The following is a 16485-nucleotide window of genomic DNA, read 5'->3' as shown; positions in this document are numbered from 1 at the left end:
TAACCTCGAACGTCCAGCCTTGCCGGGCGCAATACAGTTCCAGAACCTGCGTCTGGCGCGCGAGGTCGTCCTTCTGCTCATGGCTGGACACACGGGCATAGGCGACGGTCTTGCGGCGCGACGGCTGTGCCGCCCGAAAGCGTTCCGGCAGGAGCTTCGCCAGGTCATACCGACGATGCCCACCCGCCGTATGCTGCGCCAACAACCGGCCTTCTGCCTCCCAGCGCCGCAGCGTCGTGATTGACACCCCCAGCGCCTGAGCCGCTTCGCCTATGCTGACCAACCTCTCCATTTTGGAAAGTATGATTCAGGTATGGAGAGATCTCAAGCGAACTGTTTCAGCCCCAATCCCGAAGACAAGCGCGCACTCTACAGTACCGCTGGCGTCGACGACTACGACACGCTGCATGCGCGCTATCACCCGTTTTTCCGCCGCTTCTCGGAAGCCCACGGTTATCGCGACGTGCTGCTCGCCAATCTCAGCGGTGACGTTGTCTACTCCCTCAACAAGAAGGGCGATTTTGCCGTCAGCCTCAAGGACGGCTCCTGGAAGGACACGGGGCTCGGCCGCATCTTCCGCGAAACCGCCGAGGGAACAGACAAGGGCAAACTGGCCTTTGCGTCCTACGAGGCCTATGCACCGCTCGTCGGCAGCCCCGCGACGTTCATCGCCATCCCGCTGAAATCGATCGCTGGCAAGATCGGTACCTTGATCCTGGAGATGCCGGACGCACGCATCGGAGAGATCGTCGGCAACCGCACGGGCCTTGGCGAGACTGGCGAAACGATCCTTCTCGACGGCCACGGATTTTTCCTCACTGACAGCGCCACCACACCCGACAACGATATCCTTAAGACCCGGGTCTCGCCGGACCACCGGCGGAAGATGTCATCGTCAGCAGTAGGCTCGCCGATTTCCGCGGCGAGGAAGCGCAGATGGCTGCCACAAGCCTCGATGCTTTCGGCACTCGCTGGACCATGGCCGCGGTCATGACGTCACGGGAAGCCTTTGCCGCCGTCACCGCCTTGCGCAACTGGACGCTCGCGACGGCTCTGGCCGTCCTCGCGGCAGCGCTGGCAATTTCCATCTGGTATTCACGCCGGCTGACGCGCCCGATCACCGGCCTCGTTCAGGACATGAGCCAACTCGCCGACGGCGACACGACGATCGGCGGCGTCGGCCGGAACCGCAAGGACGAGATCGGTGACATGGCCCGTTCCGTCCTCGTCTTCCGCGACGCGCTTCTCGATCGCGCCCGCCTTGAAACCGAGGCGGCGCGATATGACCCAGTCCGAGGTGTCGCGCCAGATCAACGAGGCCGTAGAGATGCTGGCGTCGGGCCTCGAACGGTTGTCGCAAGGCGACCTGACCGCACGCATCGACCGACCCTTCGGCGCCGGTTTCGACCGTCTGCGCTCGGACTTCAATCTGTCGCTGGAAAGCCTTGCCGTCACGCTTGGCGACGTGAAGGCGAGAAGCGCTGAGATCGACGGCGAGACCGGCGAGATGCGCGACGCCATCGGCCAACTCGCCAAGCGCACCGAGCATCAGGCGGCGACGTTGGAGGAAGCAACTGCGGCCCTGAGCGCAATTACCGCCGCCATCGGGCGCACTGCCGAACACGCCTCATCGGCCACGACGATCGCCGCTGCGGCTAAAGCGAGCTCCGACCGCTCCGGTCAGGTGGTGATGAACGCCGTCGGCGCCATGGCCCAGATCGAGAAGGGATCGGTCGCCATTTCCCAGATCATAGGCACCATCAACGACATCGCGTTTCAGACCAACCTGCTGGCCCTGAATGCGGGGGTCGAAGCGGCCCGTGCCGGCGAAGCGGGCAAGGGCTTTGCGGTCGTCGCGCATGAAGTGCGGGAGCTCGCACAGAAATCCGCTCTCGCCGCCAGGGAAATCAAGGCGATCATCACCGCGTCCGCAGAGGAAGTGACGAAGGGCGTTTCGCTGGTTCGGGTGGCAGGCGATGCGCTCGACGAGATCTCCGGCCAGATCCATGCCATCAACGAGCAGACACAGCAGATTGCCGGCGACGCGCGCGACCAGGCGAACGACCTGCAGCACATCAACCAGACCATGCTGTCGCTCGACGCGGTGACGCAGCAGAACAATGCGATGGTTGAAGACAGCACGGCCATGACCCATCGGCTCTCAAGCCAGGCATCCGGCCTCTTCGATCTCGTCGAGCGCTTCCGCACGACATCCGGCGTACGCAACCAGACGGAGACCGACACGCGCACGGGGCCGCGCGCTGTCGCGGTCCGTATCGGAAGGCGAGATCAGCTCGCCTTGGCAAGCGCCACGGCGTCGGCGCCAGCCGGGAAATGGAGCTGGCCGGACAGATCGTTCGCCGCCTGCCAAACAGCCTCTGCCACATCGGTCTCGGTCGTGACCAAGGGCGGGGCGGCAAACTGCGCGAAGATGGGTGCGGCGAAATCCGCATAGGCCGCCGGGATCAGATCCTCGACGCGCATAGTGGTGTTGTGGGCGAAGCGGGTGGTCGGCGCGTAGCCGGGCTCGACCAGTTTGACCCTGACGTTGAAAGCTTCCAGTTCGTGGGCGAGCGAGCCGGTGAAGCCGGCGATCGCCGTCTTGCTGGCGGTATAGGCTGCGGCGAGCGGCATGGAAGCAAGCGTCACGGTGGAAGTGACGTTGACCACGACGCCCGATCGGCGGGCGCGAAACTGCGGTATCACCGCCTGGGTCATCGCCATCACACCGAAGGTATTGGTGTCGAAAACCTTGCGGATATGGGACATCGGGGTCGCCTCGAAGGCGCCCACCACGCCGATGCCGGCGTTGTTAACAAGCACATCGATCGGGCCGGCTTCCTCAATCGCAGCCGCGATGCTGTCGCGATCGGTGACATCAAGAGCCAGGACACGCAACCGGTCGGAGTTCGGCAGAATGTCTCGCCGCGGTCGGCGCATCGTGGCGATCACGTTCCAGCCCTCGGTATGAAAGCGCCGCGCCGTCTCCAGCCCGTAGCCGGAGGAGCAGCCGGTAATCAGTACTGTCTTCATCGCGATTTCCTGTCAGTTGTTTCGATGGAAAAGAGATATCGTCTCCGCTCTGGACGCTCTACGGCTTGAAGTCCTGATTTCATTTGCTATCGTCCTGACATGGTCGATCCACTCTCGCAACTCATTCAGCTTCTTCGTCCGCGCACGGTCTTCACCAAGGGTATCAGCGGCGCCGGCCGCTGGGCCGTGCGTTATGCCGATTTCGGGCAGCCGAGCTTCTGCACCGTCATCGAGGGGGCTTGCCGGCTGGCTGTCGACGGCGAGTTACCGGTCACATTGGAGGCCGGAGATTTCGTGCTGCTGCCGGCAACACCGGGTTTCACCCTTTCGGGGTTCGATCCGGTTCAGCCGACCTTCATCGACCCCAAGGGGATGCCGGCGCCGACCGGCGAGGTTCGCCACGGCAGGCAACATGGTGAACCGGACGTGCGCCTGCTCGGCGGCTATTTCGTCCTCGACTCACCCGATGCCGCACTGCTGGTGTCGCTGCTGCCGGCATTGATGCATCTGCGCGGGATCGACCGACTTTCGACACTCGCGTGTCTGGTTGGCGAAGAGGCGCGTGACGAACGGCCAGGCCGGGACCTGGTGCTGGCGCGGCTTGTGGAAATCATGCTGATCGAGGCCCTTCGGTCCATCCAGGGAGAAAGCGCTACACCCGGCCTTTTGCGTGGCCTCGGAGACGCGCGGCTGGCGGCGGCCATTCGGCAGATCCACGCCGATCCGGCCCATGCCTGGACGGTGGCGGAACTCGCGAGCGAGGCGGCACTCTCCCGCTCCGTGTTCTTCGAGCGCTTTACCCGCGCTTTTGGCGTGCCGCCGATGGAATATCTGCTCGTCTGGCGCATGGCGCTCGCCAAGGATCTGCTGCGGCAACGCGACGTCGATCTCGCCTCCGTCGCCGCACGTGTCGGCTACAGTTCAGCCAGTACCTTCAGCACAGCCTTCAGCCGTCATGTTGGACAGCCGCCAAGCCGTTATGCACGCATGGCTGATGCTTAGCGGCGGCCATGCCTCGCACTTCGTAAGAAATCGCTCAAATGCCGAAGGCGGCCACATTTACACCCTGCTCGCTCGCCTATAGAGGCCTCCCACCAACAGCGAACCGTAACTCATGCTCCGACGCCTCTATGATTGGACGATGTCGCTCGCGACACGAGAAACCGCCATTGTCTGAGATCTGCTCCTTATCCCGATGGCGCTGGCGCGCCCGGAGCGGGCGTGGCGCTACGCGCTTGTGGCCACCATCGCGTCGGTGCTCGGGGGTGTCGCCGGCTGGTATCTCGGCCATTATGCCTTCGATACGCTGGCAAGGCCGCTGCTGGAGTTCTACGACAAGCTCGACACGTTCGAGCATCTGAAGGCGTCGGTCGACTCTGAAATGCTGGCATTGCTGCTCGTGACCTCAGGCCTGGCGCATCTGCCGCCGATCAAGGTCGTGACCATCCTTTCGGGCGCGGCCAATATCAACCTCGGCTTCTTCATCGTGTCGGCGATCGTTGCACGTGGCGCGCGCTTCTTTCTGCTTGCCTGGCTGCTGCGCCGCTTCGGCGAGGAGATCCGTGATTTTCTTGAGCGGCGGCTGAGCGCGTTGGCCGGTGGGGCGGCGGCGATCCTGATCTGCCTCTTTGCCGCCCACCGCCTTTTCTACTGATATTTGTACCGCCCGCCTCTTCTGGCGGCCGGCATTGTGGGGAGGTTACGCCCTTCCCGGACCGGCCATGGGCAAGGACAGCGGCGCGAGCGTCTGCATTCCGCGGCCCTTTGGGTCGTTTGCGGGCGCCTTCCGGCAGGCGTAGTCCTGTGCCTCCTGCAGCTTCGTAAGCGCTCCATCGTAGTCGATCAGGGTTGGCCGTCCGCCGCTGACGACGCAGGTTCCGTCGACATAGACCCGCTCGATCGCCCGCTCGGCTGCACAATGCAGGAGATTGCGCAGCGGATCGTAGACCGGCTGCATCGCGTGGTGGCGAAGATCGACCACGAGAAAATCCGCCTTGGAGCCGACGGCGATGCGGCCGATGTCATCACGGCCGAGCGCCCTGGCGCCGGCGATGGTCGCAGCCTCCAGGATATCACCGGTCGCGACATCGAAGACGGACTTGCCGGACAGTCGTGCACAGATCATCGCCTGGCGCATTTCTTCCAGCATATTGAAGGGATAGCTGTCGGTTCCGAGCGCGACGTTGACGCCGGCCCGACGGTAGCGGCCGACCGATTCCAGCGCCATGCCGCTGCGCGAGAAGGTGACCGGGCAGTGCGCGACGGTCGTCTGGCGATCGGCCAGAAGACGTAGGTCGATCTCCGTGCGCTGGCGCGTCCACGAATGGCTGTCGACGAAGATGCAATGTCCGAGGATCAGGTCCTTGCCAAGCAAGCCCAGTCTTTCGAGATATTGCACGGCCGTCAGTCCGTGCCGGCGCAACAGTTCCTCGTGCTCGGCCATGGTCTGGGCGGCGTGAATGGTGACCGGAACGCCGCGCTTGCGCGCCGCCGCCACCGCATCCTGTAGCAGTTCCGGCGAGCAGGTCTCGATCTGTGATGGCGCGACGACGCCGCCAAGCCGACCGGAGGGGTGCGCTGTCGCGGCATCGACGACCTCCAGAGCCCGCGCGAAAGCGTCGCGCCCACGCGCCTTGTCCCAGCGGAAATCGAGACGGTGGCTGTCTTCGACATGCCACTGCGCCTCGCGGAAGCCCGGCGCGACGAAGGCGCGTGCGCCGCTTCGCGCGAGCGTCGGCAGCCAGCTTTCATGCGGGCCGGCAATATCGAGCAGCGTGGTGACGCCGCTGCGCATCAGGTCGCCGACCATGACGGTCAGCGACGCCTCGATCGCGTCGTCGTCGATCTCCAGAAGACTGGAGTATTCGTAGAGCGCATTGCCCCAAAGGGCTGCCGTGCCCATGTCCTCGAAGATGCCCTTGGAGATCGGCTCTTCGCCGGAGTGGCAATGGACATTGACGAAGCCCGGCATGATCATCCGGTCACGGCCGGAACTCTCGCTGTCGAACGGACCTTCGTGGTGACCGCCGACATGGACGAAGCCCTTGTCGTCATAGGCGATGTCGGCGTTGTGCAGATAGACGTGGCCATCGCGCTCGCTGTCAAAGGCGACGAGCGTGTGCACATTGCGGATGACATGGATCTCTTTAGTCATGCGAGGTCCTGAAGTATTGTTCGAGGAAACGGCTGTAAGCTCCCATGAGAGCACTAAAAATGAAATAGACGACGGCCGCGAAGACATAGCCTTCCAGAACCGCGATGCCCTGCCATTCCGGATCGCGCATGGCGGTGCGCACGGTATCGAGGAAGTCGAGCAAGCCGACGATGGTCACCAGCGTCGTGTCCTGGAAGAAGCCGATGAAGAGGCTGACGAGCGGCGGGATGACCTTCTTCAACGCCTGCGGCAGCACGATCTGGCGCATGATCTGCCAGTAGTGCAGACCGAGCGAGTGTCCGGCCTCCACCTGCCCGTTGGGCACCGCCTGCAAGCCGCCACGGACGATCTCGGCGATATAGGCGGCGGCAAAGAGGATGATCGCCACCTGTGCGCGGATGAGCTTATCGATGGTGATACCATCGGGCATGAACAGCGGCAGCATGACCGTTGCCATGAACAAGATGCTAATCAATGGCACGCCGCGCACGATCTCGATGAAGCTCACTCCCAGGATGCGGATGGCCGGAAGGCTGGAGGCGCGGGCGAGTGCAAGCGCAATCCCAAGCGGCAGCGCGCAGGCAAGGCCGATGAAGGAAAGCATGAAGGAGAGCGGCAGTCCGCCCCATTGCGTCGTCGGCACGACCGTCAGACCAAAGAACCCGCCCGCCATCAGCACATAGAGCATCGGCAGGACGACGGCCATCCAGGCGATCAACAGCGCCCGCCCCCAGACCTTCGGGACCATCGAGACGACACAGGCGCCGAGAAACAAGAGCATCGCCGTCAGCGGCCGCCATTGCTCCTCGAACGGATAGAAGCCGAAGAAGATGTAGCGCATCTTCGCCGACAGGAACGGCCAACAAGCGCCATTCGTCACCTTGCATTCCGCCGGCGTGCCGACAAAGGTGGCGTCGATGAACAGCCAGCCGATCGCCAGTTTCGCAACAGCGAAAATCGTGCCGAGGCACAGGATGGTGATCAGCGCGTTGCCCGGCGTTCCGAAATAGGCGCTGAGCCAGCGACCTTTCGATGCCGGTGGCGCTTCGCGATGGGACGTAAGCGATGCGTCGCCGATGAGGGTATCGATCTGTGTCATTGCTCAGCGCTCCCTTAGCGCGACCTTGGCATTGTACCAGTTCATCACCAGCGAGATTAGGATCGACAGCCCGAGATAGACGCCCATGAAAATGGCAATGGATTCAATCGCCTGCCCGGTCTGGTTCATGATCGTGTTCGAAACCATCACCAGGTCCGGGTAGCCGATGGCGATCGCGAGCGAGCTGTTCTTGAAGACGGTCAGATAGGTGTTGGTTAGAGGCGGGATGATGATCCTCAGCGCCTGCGGCAGGATCACCAGCTTCAGGGTGCGCGCGCGTGACAGACCAAGCGCCGTCGCGGCCTCCCACTGTCCCTTGCTGACCGCCTGGATGCCGGCCCGGACGATCTCCGCAACGTTGGCCGACACGCTGAGCGTCAGCCCGAGGAGAAGCGCCACGAACTCCGGGCGCAGATGATAGCCGCCGCTCAAGCGGAACCGGCCGAGCTCAGGCACATCCCAGGTGACGGAAATGTTGGCGAGCAGCAATGCTGCCAGGAGCGGCAGAAGAAGCGCGATCGTCGCGATCAAGGCAATCGGTCTGTCCTTGCCGGTGACGACGCGCCTGCGGCCGAGAATCCGTGCAACGGAAGCGGCCGCAACGATGCCGACAACGAGAGCCGTGACCATTGCCGAAAATCCGCTCTCCCAGTGCAGGGCGGGCATGACCAGGCCGCTGTTCGACAGGAACACACCCGGAAGCATCTGGATCGCCTGCTTGACCGGCGGAAAGGTGGAGATGATCAGCGAATACCAGAGCAGCAGGTAGAGCAGCAGCGGCACGTTGCGGAGCGCTTCCACATAGGCAAGCATCAGCCGTGACAGCATGGGATTGTGCGACAGCCGCCCGATGCCGACCAGCAGACCGAGAATAGTGCCCAGCAGTGCCGCGAGCAGCGAGACTTTGACCGTATTGGCAATGCCGACGAGGATCGCACGGCCGATCGGATCGGTCGGCTCGTAGGTGATCGCGGTTTCCGTGATGACGAAACCGGCCTGGCGCGCCAGGAAGCCGAAACCGGTCGCGATATCCTGCTTGGCAAGATTGGCGCTTGCGGTGCTGAACATCACCCAGGCGATGAGCAGCACGACGCCGACGGCGATCACTTGATAGAGATAGGCGCGAATGCGCGCATCATAAAACAGGGGCATCGGCACCCGTCCCTTGGGCAGGATCTACAGCGCCGCGGGTCTTGCCGGGCGCAGAGGTCGCTTTGGCACTTTGAATTTCTGCAGCAGAAAGGTAGGCCCGCGCTTGAGCGCGGGCCTGTCAATCCTCAACGGAACGGCGGTGCGTAGAGCAGGCCACCCTCGCTCCAGCGCGTGTTCGGGCCGCGTGTCAGGCCGAGAGCGGTCTTGGTGCCGAGGTTGCGCTCGAACACTTCACCATAGTTTCCCACACCCTTGATGATGTTGTAGCCCCACTTGTTGTCGAGGTTCAGCATCTTGCCGAGTTCTTCATTGACGCCGAGCATGCGCTGGATCTCCGGATCCTCGCTCTTGGCCATCTCGTCGACATTGGCCTGGGTGATGCCGCGCTCCTCGGCCGCCATCAGCATCCAGGCGGACCAGGATACGATGTCACGCCAGTTGGAATCGTTCTGGCGAACAGCAGGCGCCAGCGGCTCCTTGGAGATGGTTTCCGGCAGAACGACGTAATCATCCGGGTTGTTGGCAACGGCGCGGATCGAAGCGAGGTCCGAACGGTCGGACGAGATCGCTTCGCAACGGCCTGAGAAGAAGGCGTTGCGGTTTTCGTCCGGGTTTTCAAAGACGACCAGTTCGAACTTGCCGCCGATAGAACGGAAGAAGTCGCTGAGGTTCTGCGCGGTCGTGGTGCCCGGCAGCGTGCAGATCGCGGCATCCGTCAGTTCCTTGGCGCTGTTGACGCCGAGCGATTTCGGCACCATCAGCCCCTGGCCGTCGTAGAAGACTGTCGGCCCGAAATCGAGGCCAAGCGAGACTTCGCGCGAGAAGGTAAGGGTCGTCTGGCGCGACAGCATGTCGATCTCGCCGGACTGGAGCGCCTGGAAGCGCGTATTGATGTTCGTCAGGACGAAATCGACCTTTTCCGGATCGCCGAAAACGGCGGCGGCCACGGCACGGCAGACGTCGACGTCGAAGCCCCCCATGTGACCCTTGGCATCCGCGGTGGCAAAGCCCGGCGTGCTCATCGAGACGCCACAGATCAGCTTGCCGCGCGCCTTGACCGTTTCAAGCGTCGTCGCCGCGTTCGCAGACGTTGCGGCCACAAGCCCGACCGCGATGCCCGCAACGGTCGCGCCAAGCTGTAGGATTCTGTTTTTCATGAATTCCCTCCCTTTGGTTTTCCTTGTCCTGATCGGTCCTGGTCATGCGGTCCTCATCGCACGCCTCCTCCCGAACCGATCGACACCAACCCGTAATTGTCAGCGCCATCAATTGCATACGATAGACGGATACAAACATCAACATGATTGTATACAATATTGACGACGAAATATTCGGACGTTATCGAAATGCAGGACATGTTTGGCCGATCCTCGATCGGCCCGTCGGGGGAGGCAACCTTGTCTGAGAAATCGAGCCGCAGCGACGTCGTCTACAGGCTCCTGCGCCAGGCCATCCTGGAGCAGGCATTAAGGCCGGGAACGAAGCTTGCCGAAGACACGATCGCCGATCATTTCAAGGTCAGCCGTACCAGCGTTCGCGCGGCCCTGGTACGGCTGAACGCCGAGGGCATCGTCGATCTCAGAGCCAACAAGGGCGCCTGCGTGGCGGAGCCGACGCTGGAAGAAGCCCGCGATATCTTCGCGCTAAGGCGCATGCTGGAAGCCGAAGTGATCCGCCGGCTGGTGGCCGATCTCGGCAGCGCCGAGGTCAAGCGGCTGGAGCAGCACGTGAAGGAGGAAGAAGCAGCCCTTTCCGATCACGGCCCGCTTTCGATCCGCCTCGCAGGCGAATTCCACATCCTGCTCGCCGAACTCACGGGCTCGCAGGCCCTGGCGCGCTTTGTCCGCGAGATCGTCTCGCGCTGCTCGCTGATCCTAGCGCGTTTCGCCCGGCTGCATTCTCCGGAATGCGCAGTCGACGAACATGTGCAGATCATCCGCGCGCTGCAGTCGCGCGACACCGCCACGGCAGAGCGGATCATGCTCGAGCATCTCCACGCCGTCGAACTGCGCGCCGAACTCGATATCGACAAGACCGAGCCGGATATCTCCGCCGTTCTGCAACGTTACGCCCGCAAAGGCTGACGCTGCCTGTCGCCGTCGGGTAGTGCCGACGGTCGAGGATACGACGTTCTCAAGTCGATCTGCGGCACCAACTGTCGCGCGGCAAGAATCCAGACGCGATATCTGCCTCCAATATCCTGCAACGATACCGGTGCGCCGGGCGGGTCTTGCAAGAGAGGGAGTGAGCCATGCCAAGAGAACTGGAATTCATGAGCCAACAGGTGGCCGCAGGGCGGCTGTCGCGACGGGAGTTTCTTGGGCGCGCCGCAGCGCTCGGCGTTACGGTCGCGTCGGCGAACCTGCTGCTCGGCCAGGCAGCCCGAGCGGCCGGGCCTGTAAAAGGGGGAACACTGAAGGCCGGCCTCGTCGGCGGGGAGTCGACGAACAGCCTCGACCCCGCGACATGGGCAAGCCAGGTCCCCTACACACTTGGGCGCTGCTGGGGAGAACAGTTGCTCGAGGTATCTCCGGCCGGCGAGATCGAATATCGGCTCGCCGAATCCTATGAGGCAACACCCGACGCCAAGACCTGGCGCTTCAAGATCCGCAAGGACGTCACCTTTCACAACGGCAAGGAACTGACCCCGGCGGACGTGGTGGCGACACTCGAGCGTCACGGCGATGCAGATTCCAAGTCGGCGGCCTTGCCCTTCGTCCAGGAATTCGAGACGATCAAGGCAGATGGCGACAGCGTCGTCATCACGCTTCGCCAACCGAACGCCGACCTGCCCTATGTCGTCAGCGATTATCACCTGATGATCCAGCCAAATGGTGGCAAGGACGATCCGACGGCGGGCATCGGCACCGGGCCTTACAAGGTGGTCTCCAATGAGCCGGGCGTGAAACACATCGCCGAACGCCACGAAGGCTATTGGGGGTCCGCCGAGCGCGGCCATGCCGACCAGATCGAGATCGCCGTCATCAACGATTCGACGGCACGCACCGCCGCCCTGCAGAGCGGCCAGATCCATATGATCAACCGCATCGAGCCCAAGGTTGTGGCCCTGATCCAGCGTCTGCCGGGCGTCGTCATCCGCAACGTGCCGGGCAAGGGTCACTACGTCTTCATCGCCCACTGCAACACGACACCCTTCGACAACAACGACCTGCGCCTGGCGCTGAAGTACGCCGTCGACCGCGAAGAGATGGTCGCCAAGGTGCTCGCCGGCTACGGCACCGTCGGCAACGACACGCCGATGATCAAGGGCTATCCGCTCTTCGACAACGACATCGAACAGCGGGCATTCGATCCGGACAAGGCAAAGTTCCACTACAAGAAGTCCGGCCACAGCGGTTCGGTTCTGCTGAGAACTTCGGACGTCGCCTTCCCAGGCGCCGTCGACGCGGCGCAGCTTTTCCAGATGAGTGCCGCCAAATGCGGGATCACCATCGACCTGAAGCGCGAACCGGGCGACGGCTACTGGTCGGATGTCTGGAACAAGCAGCCCTTCAGCATGTCCTACTGGACCGGGCGGCCGACGCAGGATCAGGTCTATTCCATCGCCTACCTATCGAAGGCAGAGTGGAACGACACGCGCTTCTTCCGCGAGGATTTCGACAAGCTGATCTTCACTGCGCGCGGAGAACTCGACACAGCCAAGCGCAAGGCGCTCTATCGCCAGTCGGCGATGATTTTGCGTGACGAGGGCGGGGTCATCGTGCCGATGTTCAACAACTACATCGACGCAACGAGCGACAAGGTCGGCGGCTGGGTCGACGATCCGAACGGCGAACTGATGGGCGGCCACGCGCTGACGAAATGCTGGCTCAACGCCTGAGTTCGAATGGGAGGCCGAAGGTCATCACCGACCTTCGGCTTTCAGAATGTTTGACGCAGCGACAGCATGCCGTCGCTTGCGAGTTCCACCTCGATCTCGTGATAGCGATCAAGCGTCAGGTGCGGAGTACCTTCCGCAGCCGCGTGTGCGCCGGTAACGACGACGACGTCGGCGCCGGCAGCGAGACCGGCAAGAATGCCAGCGGGTGCGTCTTCGAAGACCAGGCAATCCTCCGGACGCACACCCAGGCGCTCGGCAGCCATCCGGTAGCCCTGCGGATCGGGTTTGCCGACGGAAACATCTTCGCCCGTAATCATCAACTGCGGCGTTGGGATGCCGGCGGCAGCAAGGCGGCGCACTGCCAAGTCCAGCGGCGCGGACGTGACGATCGCCCATTTTTCCGGCGGTAGTGAATTCAGGAAGGCAACGGCACCGGGAATTTCGACGATGCCCTCGACGTCGGCGATCTCTGCGAGCGCCAGATCAAAGGCTTCCCTTTCCGGATCGACATCGGGCAGTTCGAGGTTGCGGATCGTATCAACAGCACGGACGCCGTGAACGGTCTTTATGAACTCGATCGGATCGATCCCGTTGCGCACCGCCCAGGCGCCCCAGACGCGCTCGACGACGGCCATGGAGTTCAGCAGAGTGCCATCCATATCGAACAGCAGGGCAGCAAAATTCTTCGTGAACACGGATGAAGGCGCGGCGTCCAAGGCAATCCCCTGAGGTGGTGAAACGGGCGGCAGCAACATCGCCCTATGGAGAAGGCACACCTACTACCGGACGGCCGGACGCACAATGACATTTGCGCCGCAACCGCCAGCGATGTCGCTCAGCTTGCGGCCTGGATTTGCGTCGTCATGAGGAAATCGATCGGGCCACCGGGCTGATCGTCATCGAAGACGGCACAGGACAGCACGCCACTGAAGACGGCGCCGGAATCGACATTAGTCCGGTTTCCGATCGTGCGCGGATTGGCCATGCTGGGTGTATGCCCATGGCAGAGATGTCTTCCAAAGTACTCGCCCGAATAGTCCTCTGGTCGCCGGATCCAGAGGAAGATCTCATCGCCTTGCTGTTCGAGCGGCAAGGTCTCATCGATACCCGCATGCACGAAAATGCGATGCCGTTCGACAAGGATCGTGGGAAGCTCCTTGATCCACTTCAAATGCCGACCGGGAACGACGCCATTGTAGGAGACCAGCGTCTCCTGGCCACCGTTCATGAGCCACCAATCAACGTCGCTCTCGCCGCTGCTGGCGCCCCATAACATCTCTTCATGGTTGCCCTTGAGTGTCAGCCAGGTCCAACCGGGTTTTGACGGGCCGGCCATGACCAACTCGACGACACCGCGGCTGTCCGGCCCCCGGTCGATCAAGTCGCCGAGAAAAATGACCCTGCCCGCCGGTGCATAGGTTTCAATCTCGCGCAAAAGCACACGCAACTGGTCGAGGCAACCATGAATGTCGCCGATAGCGAAGGTGAGTTGCCGGCCGGCCATGCGTCTACTCTCCACACATACTCCAAACCCTCGAACCGGGCGGATCCGAGGGAAAATATCAATAAATCAAAACACTATAACAAGTCTTTCGTCGAAACGTATGCGCGCGATATCGATTGAAAGAACCGACTCACGTCAAACTGCCCGACAATTTTTCCGGTAGTCCGCCGAGATGGCCGAAACTGGGCGGAGGTACGCCTTCGAGCGAAATCGCGAAAGCCGTATTCGCCGTCACTCGGAACAGGCGGCATCGTCGCTGAGCCCTCAGCGGCGGGAATGGCCCTTTGCGATCGTCGAAGTGGCGATCGATACCGGGTCGCTCGCCGGAAATGTATCTTCAAGCCCCTCTTCGAGCTGCTCTTCCATCGCGTCCCGATCATGCGCCCGACGTGCATTCGGCAGCGGTCCGCGAAAGGCCCCCTTCGCACCGCCCGCAGCCTGAAGCGCTTCGTCTGCGTCGAGCGCCGTTCTGAGCATATCCTTTGCTTTTGCGATGGCGTTGAGCCGGTTCAAGGAGCCGGCATCATCCTGCGGGCACATCACGGTCACCACTTCCCCGCCATCGCCGACGAACTCGACGCTAAATCCGGCTCGACCGCCTCTTTCTGGGGAAACCTGTATACCGACGACGCGCATCTAACCCTCCTGCGTACGGATTGGCGCCTCTGTCCACCGGACTGATATGGCAAAAAGGGTCGCCGACCGTCCGCGCGGAGTCGAGGACATGTAAGCAAGGAAGCGTCGAAACGCGCTTTTGTTCCGAGACCCTGGAAAAATCGCCGCAACCGGTGGCGGTTGCGCTCAGAGTGCGCCCGGCAATGCGACGGCGCGCGTTGTATTGGCCGGCAGATCGTTGGCGGTATCTGCCGACTGGAATATCGGGCCACCGGCCGGCTTCCGCGTGCAATTTGCGAAAGCGTCGAGGTCACGTTTGTAGACCTTCGTCTCGACGTTCATCATGCCGAGAACGGTATGGAAAAGATTATCGTGCGACTTCGGCTGTGCCGTGTCCTTGGCGAGACATGCGGTATCGACCCGCATGGCCGCCTGATAGGGCTTCGAAAACCAGGCGACGAACGGCACCTGCGTCTGCTCCCGCGGGGCAATTGCGTAGGGCGCACCGTGAAGATAGATACCGTCTTCGCCGAGCGACTCTCCGTGATCAGACATGTAGATCATCGCGCCCGCCACGCGGTCCTGGTGCTTTTCGAGGAGACGGGCAACACTTGCCAGCACGTAGTCGGTGTAAAGGATCGAATTGTCGTAGGCGTTGGTGATCTCGGCGACCGAGCACTTCATCAGTTCCGGCGTGCGGCAATCCGGCGTGAACCGGCGGAACTTCTCAGGGTAGCGCAGATAGTAGGACGGCCCGTGGCTGCCGAGCTGGTGCAGGACGATAACACTGTTCGATGTTGTCGCCTGGAGCTTCTTGTCGAGTTCGCCGAGGAAGATTTCATCCAGGCATTCGCCGTTCTTGCACAGGGGGCTGTTCTTCTGGTTGGTCATGCTGGCGAAGCTGATGAGATCGGCAATGCCCTTGCTGCCGGTGTTGTTATCCCACCACGTGGTCGAGACGCCGGCACGCGTCAACACGTTCATCAGATTTTCCGTCGAACGGGCCTTCCAGTCGCTGTATTCATTGCGCGGATAGACGGAGAACATGCAGGGAAGCGAAATCGCCGTCGCCGTGCCGCAGCTCGTGGTGTCCGTATAGTTTACGACGCCGAGCGCCTTCAGTTCCGGATTGGTCTCGCGTGCGTAGCCGTTCAAAGAGAAGTTCATTGCGCGCGCGGTCTCGCCGGCAACCACGACAACGACCACCGGCTTGCCGGCCGCCGCAATCCGCGGACCCTGGCGAGCGTCGGTGCCGAGCGGCTGCACGACGATGTTGCGCTCTTTGAAAGTCGAAGCGGCATACCGCATCGCGGCCGAGACCGGCCCCGTCGGATTGAACCGCTTCATCAGGTCCTTGTGCTCGCGGATCACGTAGGCGACGTTCGCGAAATTGGCATAAACCAGCCCGCTGCTGACGACGATGCAGGGGATGATCACCGCAAGGTTGATCGCGGCATTCGCGACGAAGGGGCGACGGCGAACCTTGACCCAGATGACGAGAAGCGAGGGAAGCAAGCCATAGAGCAGCAGGTGCATCGCCAGGCTGCCGGTCAGCAGGTGGCCGGCTTCCGCTTGCGTCGTCACGGCCGCGTTGCCGATCATGTCCTTGTCGATGATGACGCCAAAGGTGTCGATGAAATAGGAGGCCGACGCCGACACCATGATGAAGAAGATCAACACCGGCTTCATCACATATTTGACGGAAGCGGTCGTAAGCCCAGCAAAGGTCAGGAGGCAGAGTGCCGCGCTGAAGGACACAAGCGCCACGACGGAATCGTTGAAATAGGCAAACGTGTGCGTCCAGAAGGAATTGTTGGTGGCGACAAGCAGATAGGCGCTGATGATCGCGCTCAGAGCGATGCTACCGATCTCTGGTCGGCGAATTCTCGAAAAAATCAAAGCGGTCGTCTCCAGCGGCGACTGCACGATCATCTGAGATGGTCAATACAGGCGCAGGCATTCAGTCGAAGCGGAGACCGCAATACGGCCACCTGTTAGTTGCAGCCTCCCCCTCACCGGTCGAGATACGACGTGCAAGCTGTCGAAACCCCGTCAAGATTGCTCATTGACCGCTCCATGCACGCGAT

General features: G+C 62.1%; 15 protein-coding genes and 2 pseudogenes. 7 read left to right on the top strand and 10 right to left on the bottom strand.

All coding sequences use genetic code 11. The features are described from left to right. On the bottom strand, window positions 1–292 hold a 292-nt coding region (locus tag BLU35_RS09700), incomplete at its 3' end, for a MerR family DNA-binding transcriptional regulator (protein ID WP_143032911.1). A gap of 21 nt (window positions 293–313) precedes the next feature. Between BLU35_RS09700 and BLU35_RS36090 the strand changes: the two genes are divergently transcribed. The 3 genes and pseudogenes from BLU35_RS36090 to BLU35_RS36080 all read left to right on the top strand — a co-directional run. Next, window positions 314–994 carry a cache domain-containing protein gene (locus BLU35_RS36090; RefSeq protein WP_286161482.1) on the top strand — a complete coding sequence of 227 codons (681 nt, stop codon included), beginning with the start codon at window positions 314–316 and terminating at the stop codon, window positions 992–994. After that, window positions 937–1485, top strand: a complete 549-nt coding sequence (locus BLU35_RS36650; RefSeq protein ID WP_353615024.1) for a HAMP domain-containing protein — start codon at window positions 937–939, stop codon at window positions 1483–1485. The genes BLU35_RS36090 and BLU35_RS36650 overlap by 58 nt, the downstream gene beginning before the upstream one ends. A 22-nt stretch (window positions 1486–1507) precedes the next feature. Next, a pseudogene (locus BLU35_RS36080) lies at window positions 1508–2050 on the top strand (methyl-accepting chemotaxis protein); the annotation flags it as partial. Window positions 2051–2289: 239 nt separating this feature from the next. Here BLU35_RS36080 and BLU35_RS09690 read toward each other — a convergent pair. After that, window positions 2290–3033: an SDR family oxidoreductase gene (locus tag BLU35_RS09690; RefSeq protein ID WP_093232932.1), complete on the bottom strand. Its 744-nt coding sequence runs from the start codon at window positions 3031–3033 to the stop codon at window positions 2290–2292. 99 nt (window positions 3034–3132) lie between these two features. Between BLU35_RS09690 and BLU35_RS09685 the strand changes: the two genes are divergently transcribed. Further along, on the top strand, window positions 3133–4035 hold the full coding sequence (locus BLU35_RS09685; protein ID WP_093232931.1) for an AraC family transcriptional regulator: 903 nt from the start codon (window positions 3133–3135) through the stop codon (window positions 4033–4035). Between the two features lie 181 nt (window positions 4036–4216). Then, a pseudogene (locus BLU35_RS09680) lies at window positions 4217–4687 on the top strand (YqaA family protein); the annotation flags it as partial. Between the two features lie 45 nt (window positions 4688–4732). Here the strand turns inward: BLU35_RS09680 and BLU35_RS09675 are convergent. From BLU35_RS09675 to BLU35_RS09660, 4 genes are all read right to left on the bottom strand, one after another. Continuing rightward, window positions 4733–6187: an amidohydrolase family protein gene (locus BLU35_RS09675; RefSeq protein WP_093232930.1), complete on the bottom strand. Its 1455-nt coding sequence runs from the start codon at window positions 6185–6187 to the stop codon at window positions 4733–4735. Next, window positions 6180–7286 (bottom strand): amino acid ABC transporter permease, encoded by a 1107-nt coding sequence (locus tag BLU35_RS09670; RefSeq protein ID WP_093232929.1) that lies wholly within the window; start codon window positions 7284–7286, stop codon window positions 6180–6182. The genes BLU35_RS09675 and BLU35_RS09670 overlap by 8 nt, the downstream gene beginning before the upstream one ends. A gap of 3 nt (window positions 7287–7289) precedes the next feature. Beyond that, a complete protein-coding gene (locus BLU35_RS09665) occupies window positions 7290–8438 on the bottom strand; it encodes an amino acid ABC transporter permease (protein ID WP_093232928.1) in 1149 nt (382 codons plus the stop codon). Between the two features lie 125 nt (window positions 8439–8563). Next, window positions 8564–9595: an amino acid ABC transporter substrate-binding protein gene (locus BLU35_RS09660; protein WP_093232927.1), complete on the bottom strand. Its 1032-nt coding sequence runs from the start codon at window positions 9593–9595 to the stop codon at window positions 8564–8566. 240 nt (window positions 9596–9835) lie between these two features. Here BLU35_RS09660 and BLU35_RS09655 point away from each other — a divergent pair, with 240 nt between their 5' ends. Together BLU35_RS09655 and BLU35_RS09650 are read left to right on the top strand one after the other, a co-directional pair. Beyond that, window positions 9836–10522: a GntR family transcriptional regulator gene (locus BLU35_RS09655; RefSeq protein WP_286161481.1), complete on the top strand. Its 687-nt coding sequence runs from the start codon at window positions 9836–9838 to the stop codon at window positions 10520–10522. A 167-nt stretch (window positions 10523–10689) separates the two neighbouring features. Continuing rightward, window positions 10690–12279 (top strand): ABC transporter substrate-binding protein, encoded by a 1590-nt coding sequence (locus BLU35_RS09650; protein WP_058324941.1) that lies wholly within the window; start codon window positions 10690–10692, stop codon window positions 12277–12279. A gap of 41 nt (window positions 12280–12320) precedes the next feature. Here BLU35_RS09650 and BLU35_RS09645 read toward each other — a convergent pair whose 3' ends face one another. From BLU35_RS09645 to BLU35_RS09630, 4 genes are all read right to left on the bottom strand, one after another. Continuing rightward, entirely contained in the window at window positions 12321–13034 is a 714-nt protein-coding gene (locus tag BLU35_RS09645; RefSeq protein ID WP_093232926.1) for an HAD family hydrolase, read from the bottom strand. 80 nt (window positions 13035–13114) lie between these two features. Further along, on the bottom strand, window positions 13115–13783 hold the full coding sequence (locus BLU35_RS09640) for a metallophosphoesterase family protein (RefSeq protein ID WP_093232925.1): 669 nt from the start codon (window positions 13781–13783) through the stop codon (window positions 13115–13117). Between the two features lie 264 nt (window positions 13784–14047). Beyond that, window positions 14048–14419 (bottom strand): hypothetical protein, encoded by a 372-nt coding sequence (locus tag BLU35_RS09635; protein WP_093232924.1) that lies wholly within the window; start codon window positions 14417–14419, stop codon window positions 14048–14050. Window positions 14420–14584: 165 nt separating this feature from the next. Next, entirely contained in the window at window positions 14585–16297 is a 1713-nt protein-coding gene (locus tag BLU35_RS09630) for a phosphoethanolamine transferase (protein ID WP_162765030.1), read from the bottom strand. Window positions 16298–16485: the final 188 nt, after the last annotated feature.

It is taken from the genome of Sinorhizobium sp. NFACC03 (assembly GCF_900103435.1).
GTDB lineage: Bacteria > Pseudomonadota > Alphaproteobacteria > Rhizobiales > Rhizobiaceae > Ensifer.
Note: the sequence above shows the minus strand (reverse complement) of the source record. Positions and strands in the feature narration are given on the sequence as shown.

Excerpts from the sequence above, each read along its gene's own strand:
- BLU35_RS09670 (WP_093232929.1), bottom strand. The coding sequence starts at position 7,286 with ATGACACAGATCGATACCCTCATCGGCGACGCATCGCTTACGTCCCAT.
- BLU35_RS09660 (WP_093232927.1), bottom strand. The coding sequence starts at position 9,595 with ATGAAAAACAGAATCCTACAGCTTGGCGCGACCGTTGCGGGCATCGCG.
- BLU35_RS09675 (WP_093232930.1), bottom strand. The coding sequence starts at position 6,187 with ATGACTAAAGAGATCCATGTCATCCGCAATGTGCACACGCTCGTCGCC.
- BLU35_RS09645 (WP_093232926.1), bottom strand. The coding sequence starts at position 13,034 with ATGTTGCTGCCGCCCGTTTCACCACCTCAGGGGATTGCCTTGGACGCC.
- BLU35_RS09635 (WP_093232924.1), bottom strand. The coding sequence starts at position 14,419 with ATGCGCGTCGTCGGTATACAGGTTTCCCCAGAAAGAGGCGGTCGAGCC.
- BLU35_RS09665 (WP_093232928.1), bottom strand. The coding sequence starts at position 8,438 with ATGCCCCTGTTTTATGATGCGCGCATTCGCGCCTATCTCTATCAAGTG.
- BLU35_RS36090 (WP_286161482.1), top strand. The coding sequence starts at position 314 with ATGGAGAGATCTCAAGCGAACTGTTTCAGCCCCAATCCCGAAGACAAG.
- BLU35_RS09650 (WP_058324941.1), top strand. The coding sequence starts at position 10,690 with ATGCCAAGAGAACTGGAATTCATGAGCCAACAGGTGGCCGCAGGGCGG.
- BLU35_RS09640 (WP_093232925.1), bottom strand. The coding sequence starts at position 13,783 with ATGGCCGGCCGGCAACTCACCTTCGCTATCGGCGACATTCATGGTTGC.
- BLU35_RS09690 (WP_093232932.1), bottom strand. The coding sequence starts at position 3,033 with ATGAAGACAGTACTGATTACCGGCTGCTCCTCCGGCTACGGGCTGGAG.
- BLU35_RS09685 (WP_093232931.1), top strand. The coding sequence starts at position 3,133 with ATGGTCGATCCACTCTCGCAACTCATTCAGCTTCTTCGTCCGCGCACG.
- BLU35_RS36650 (WP_353615024.1), top strand. The coding sequence starts at position 937 with ATGGCTGCCACAAGCCTCGATGCTTTCGGCACTCGCTGGACCATGGCC.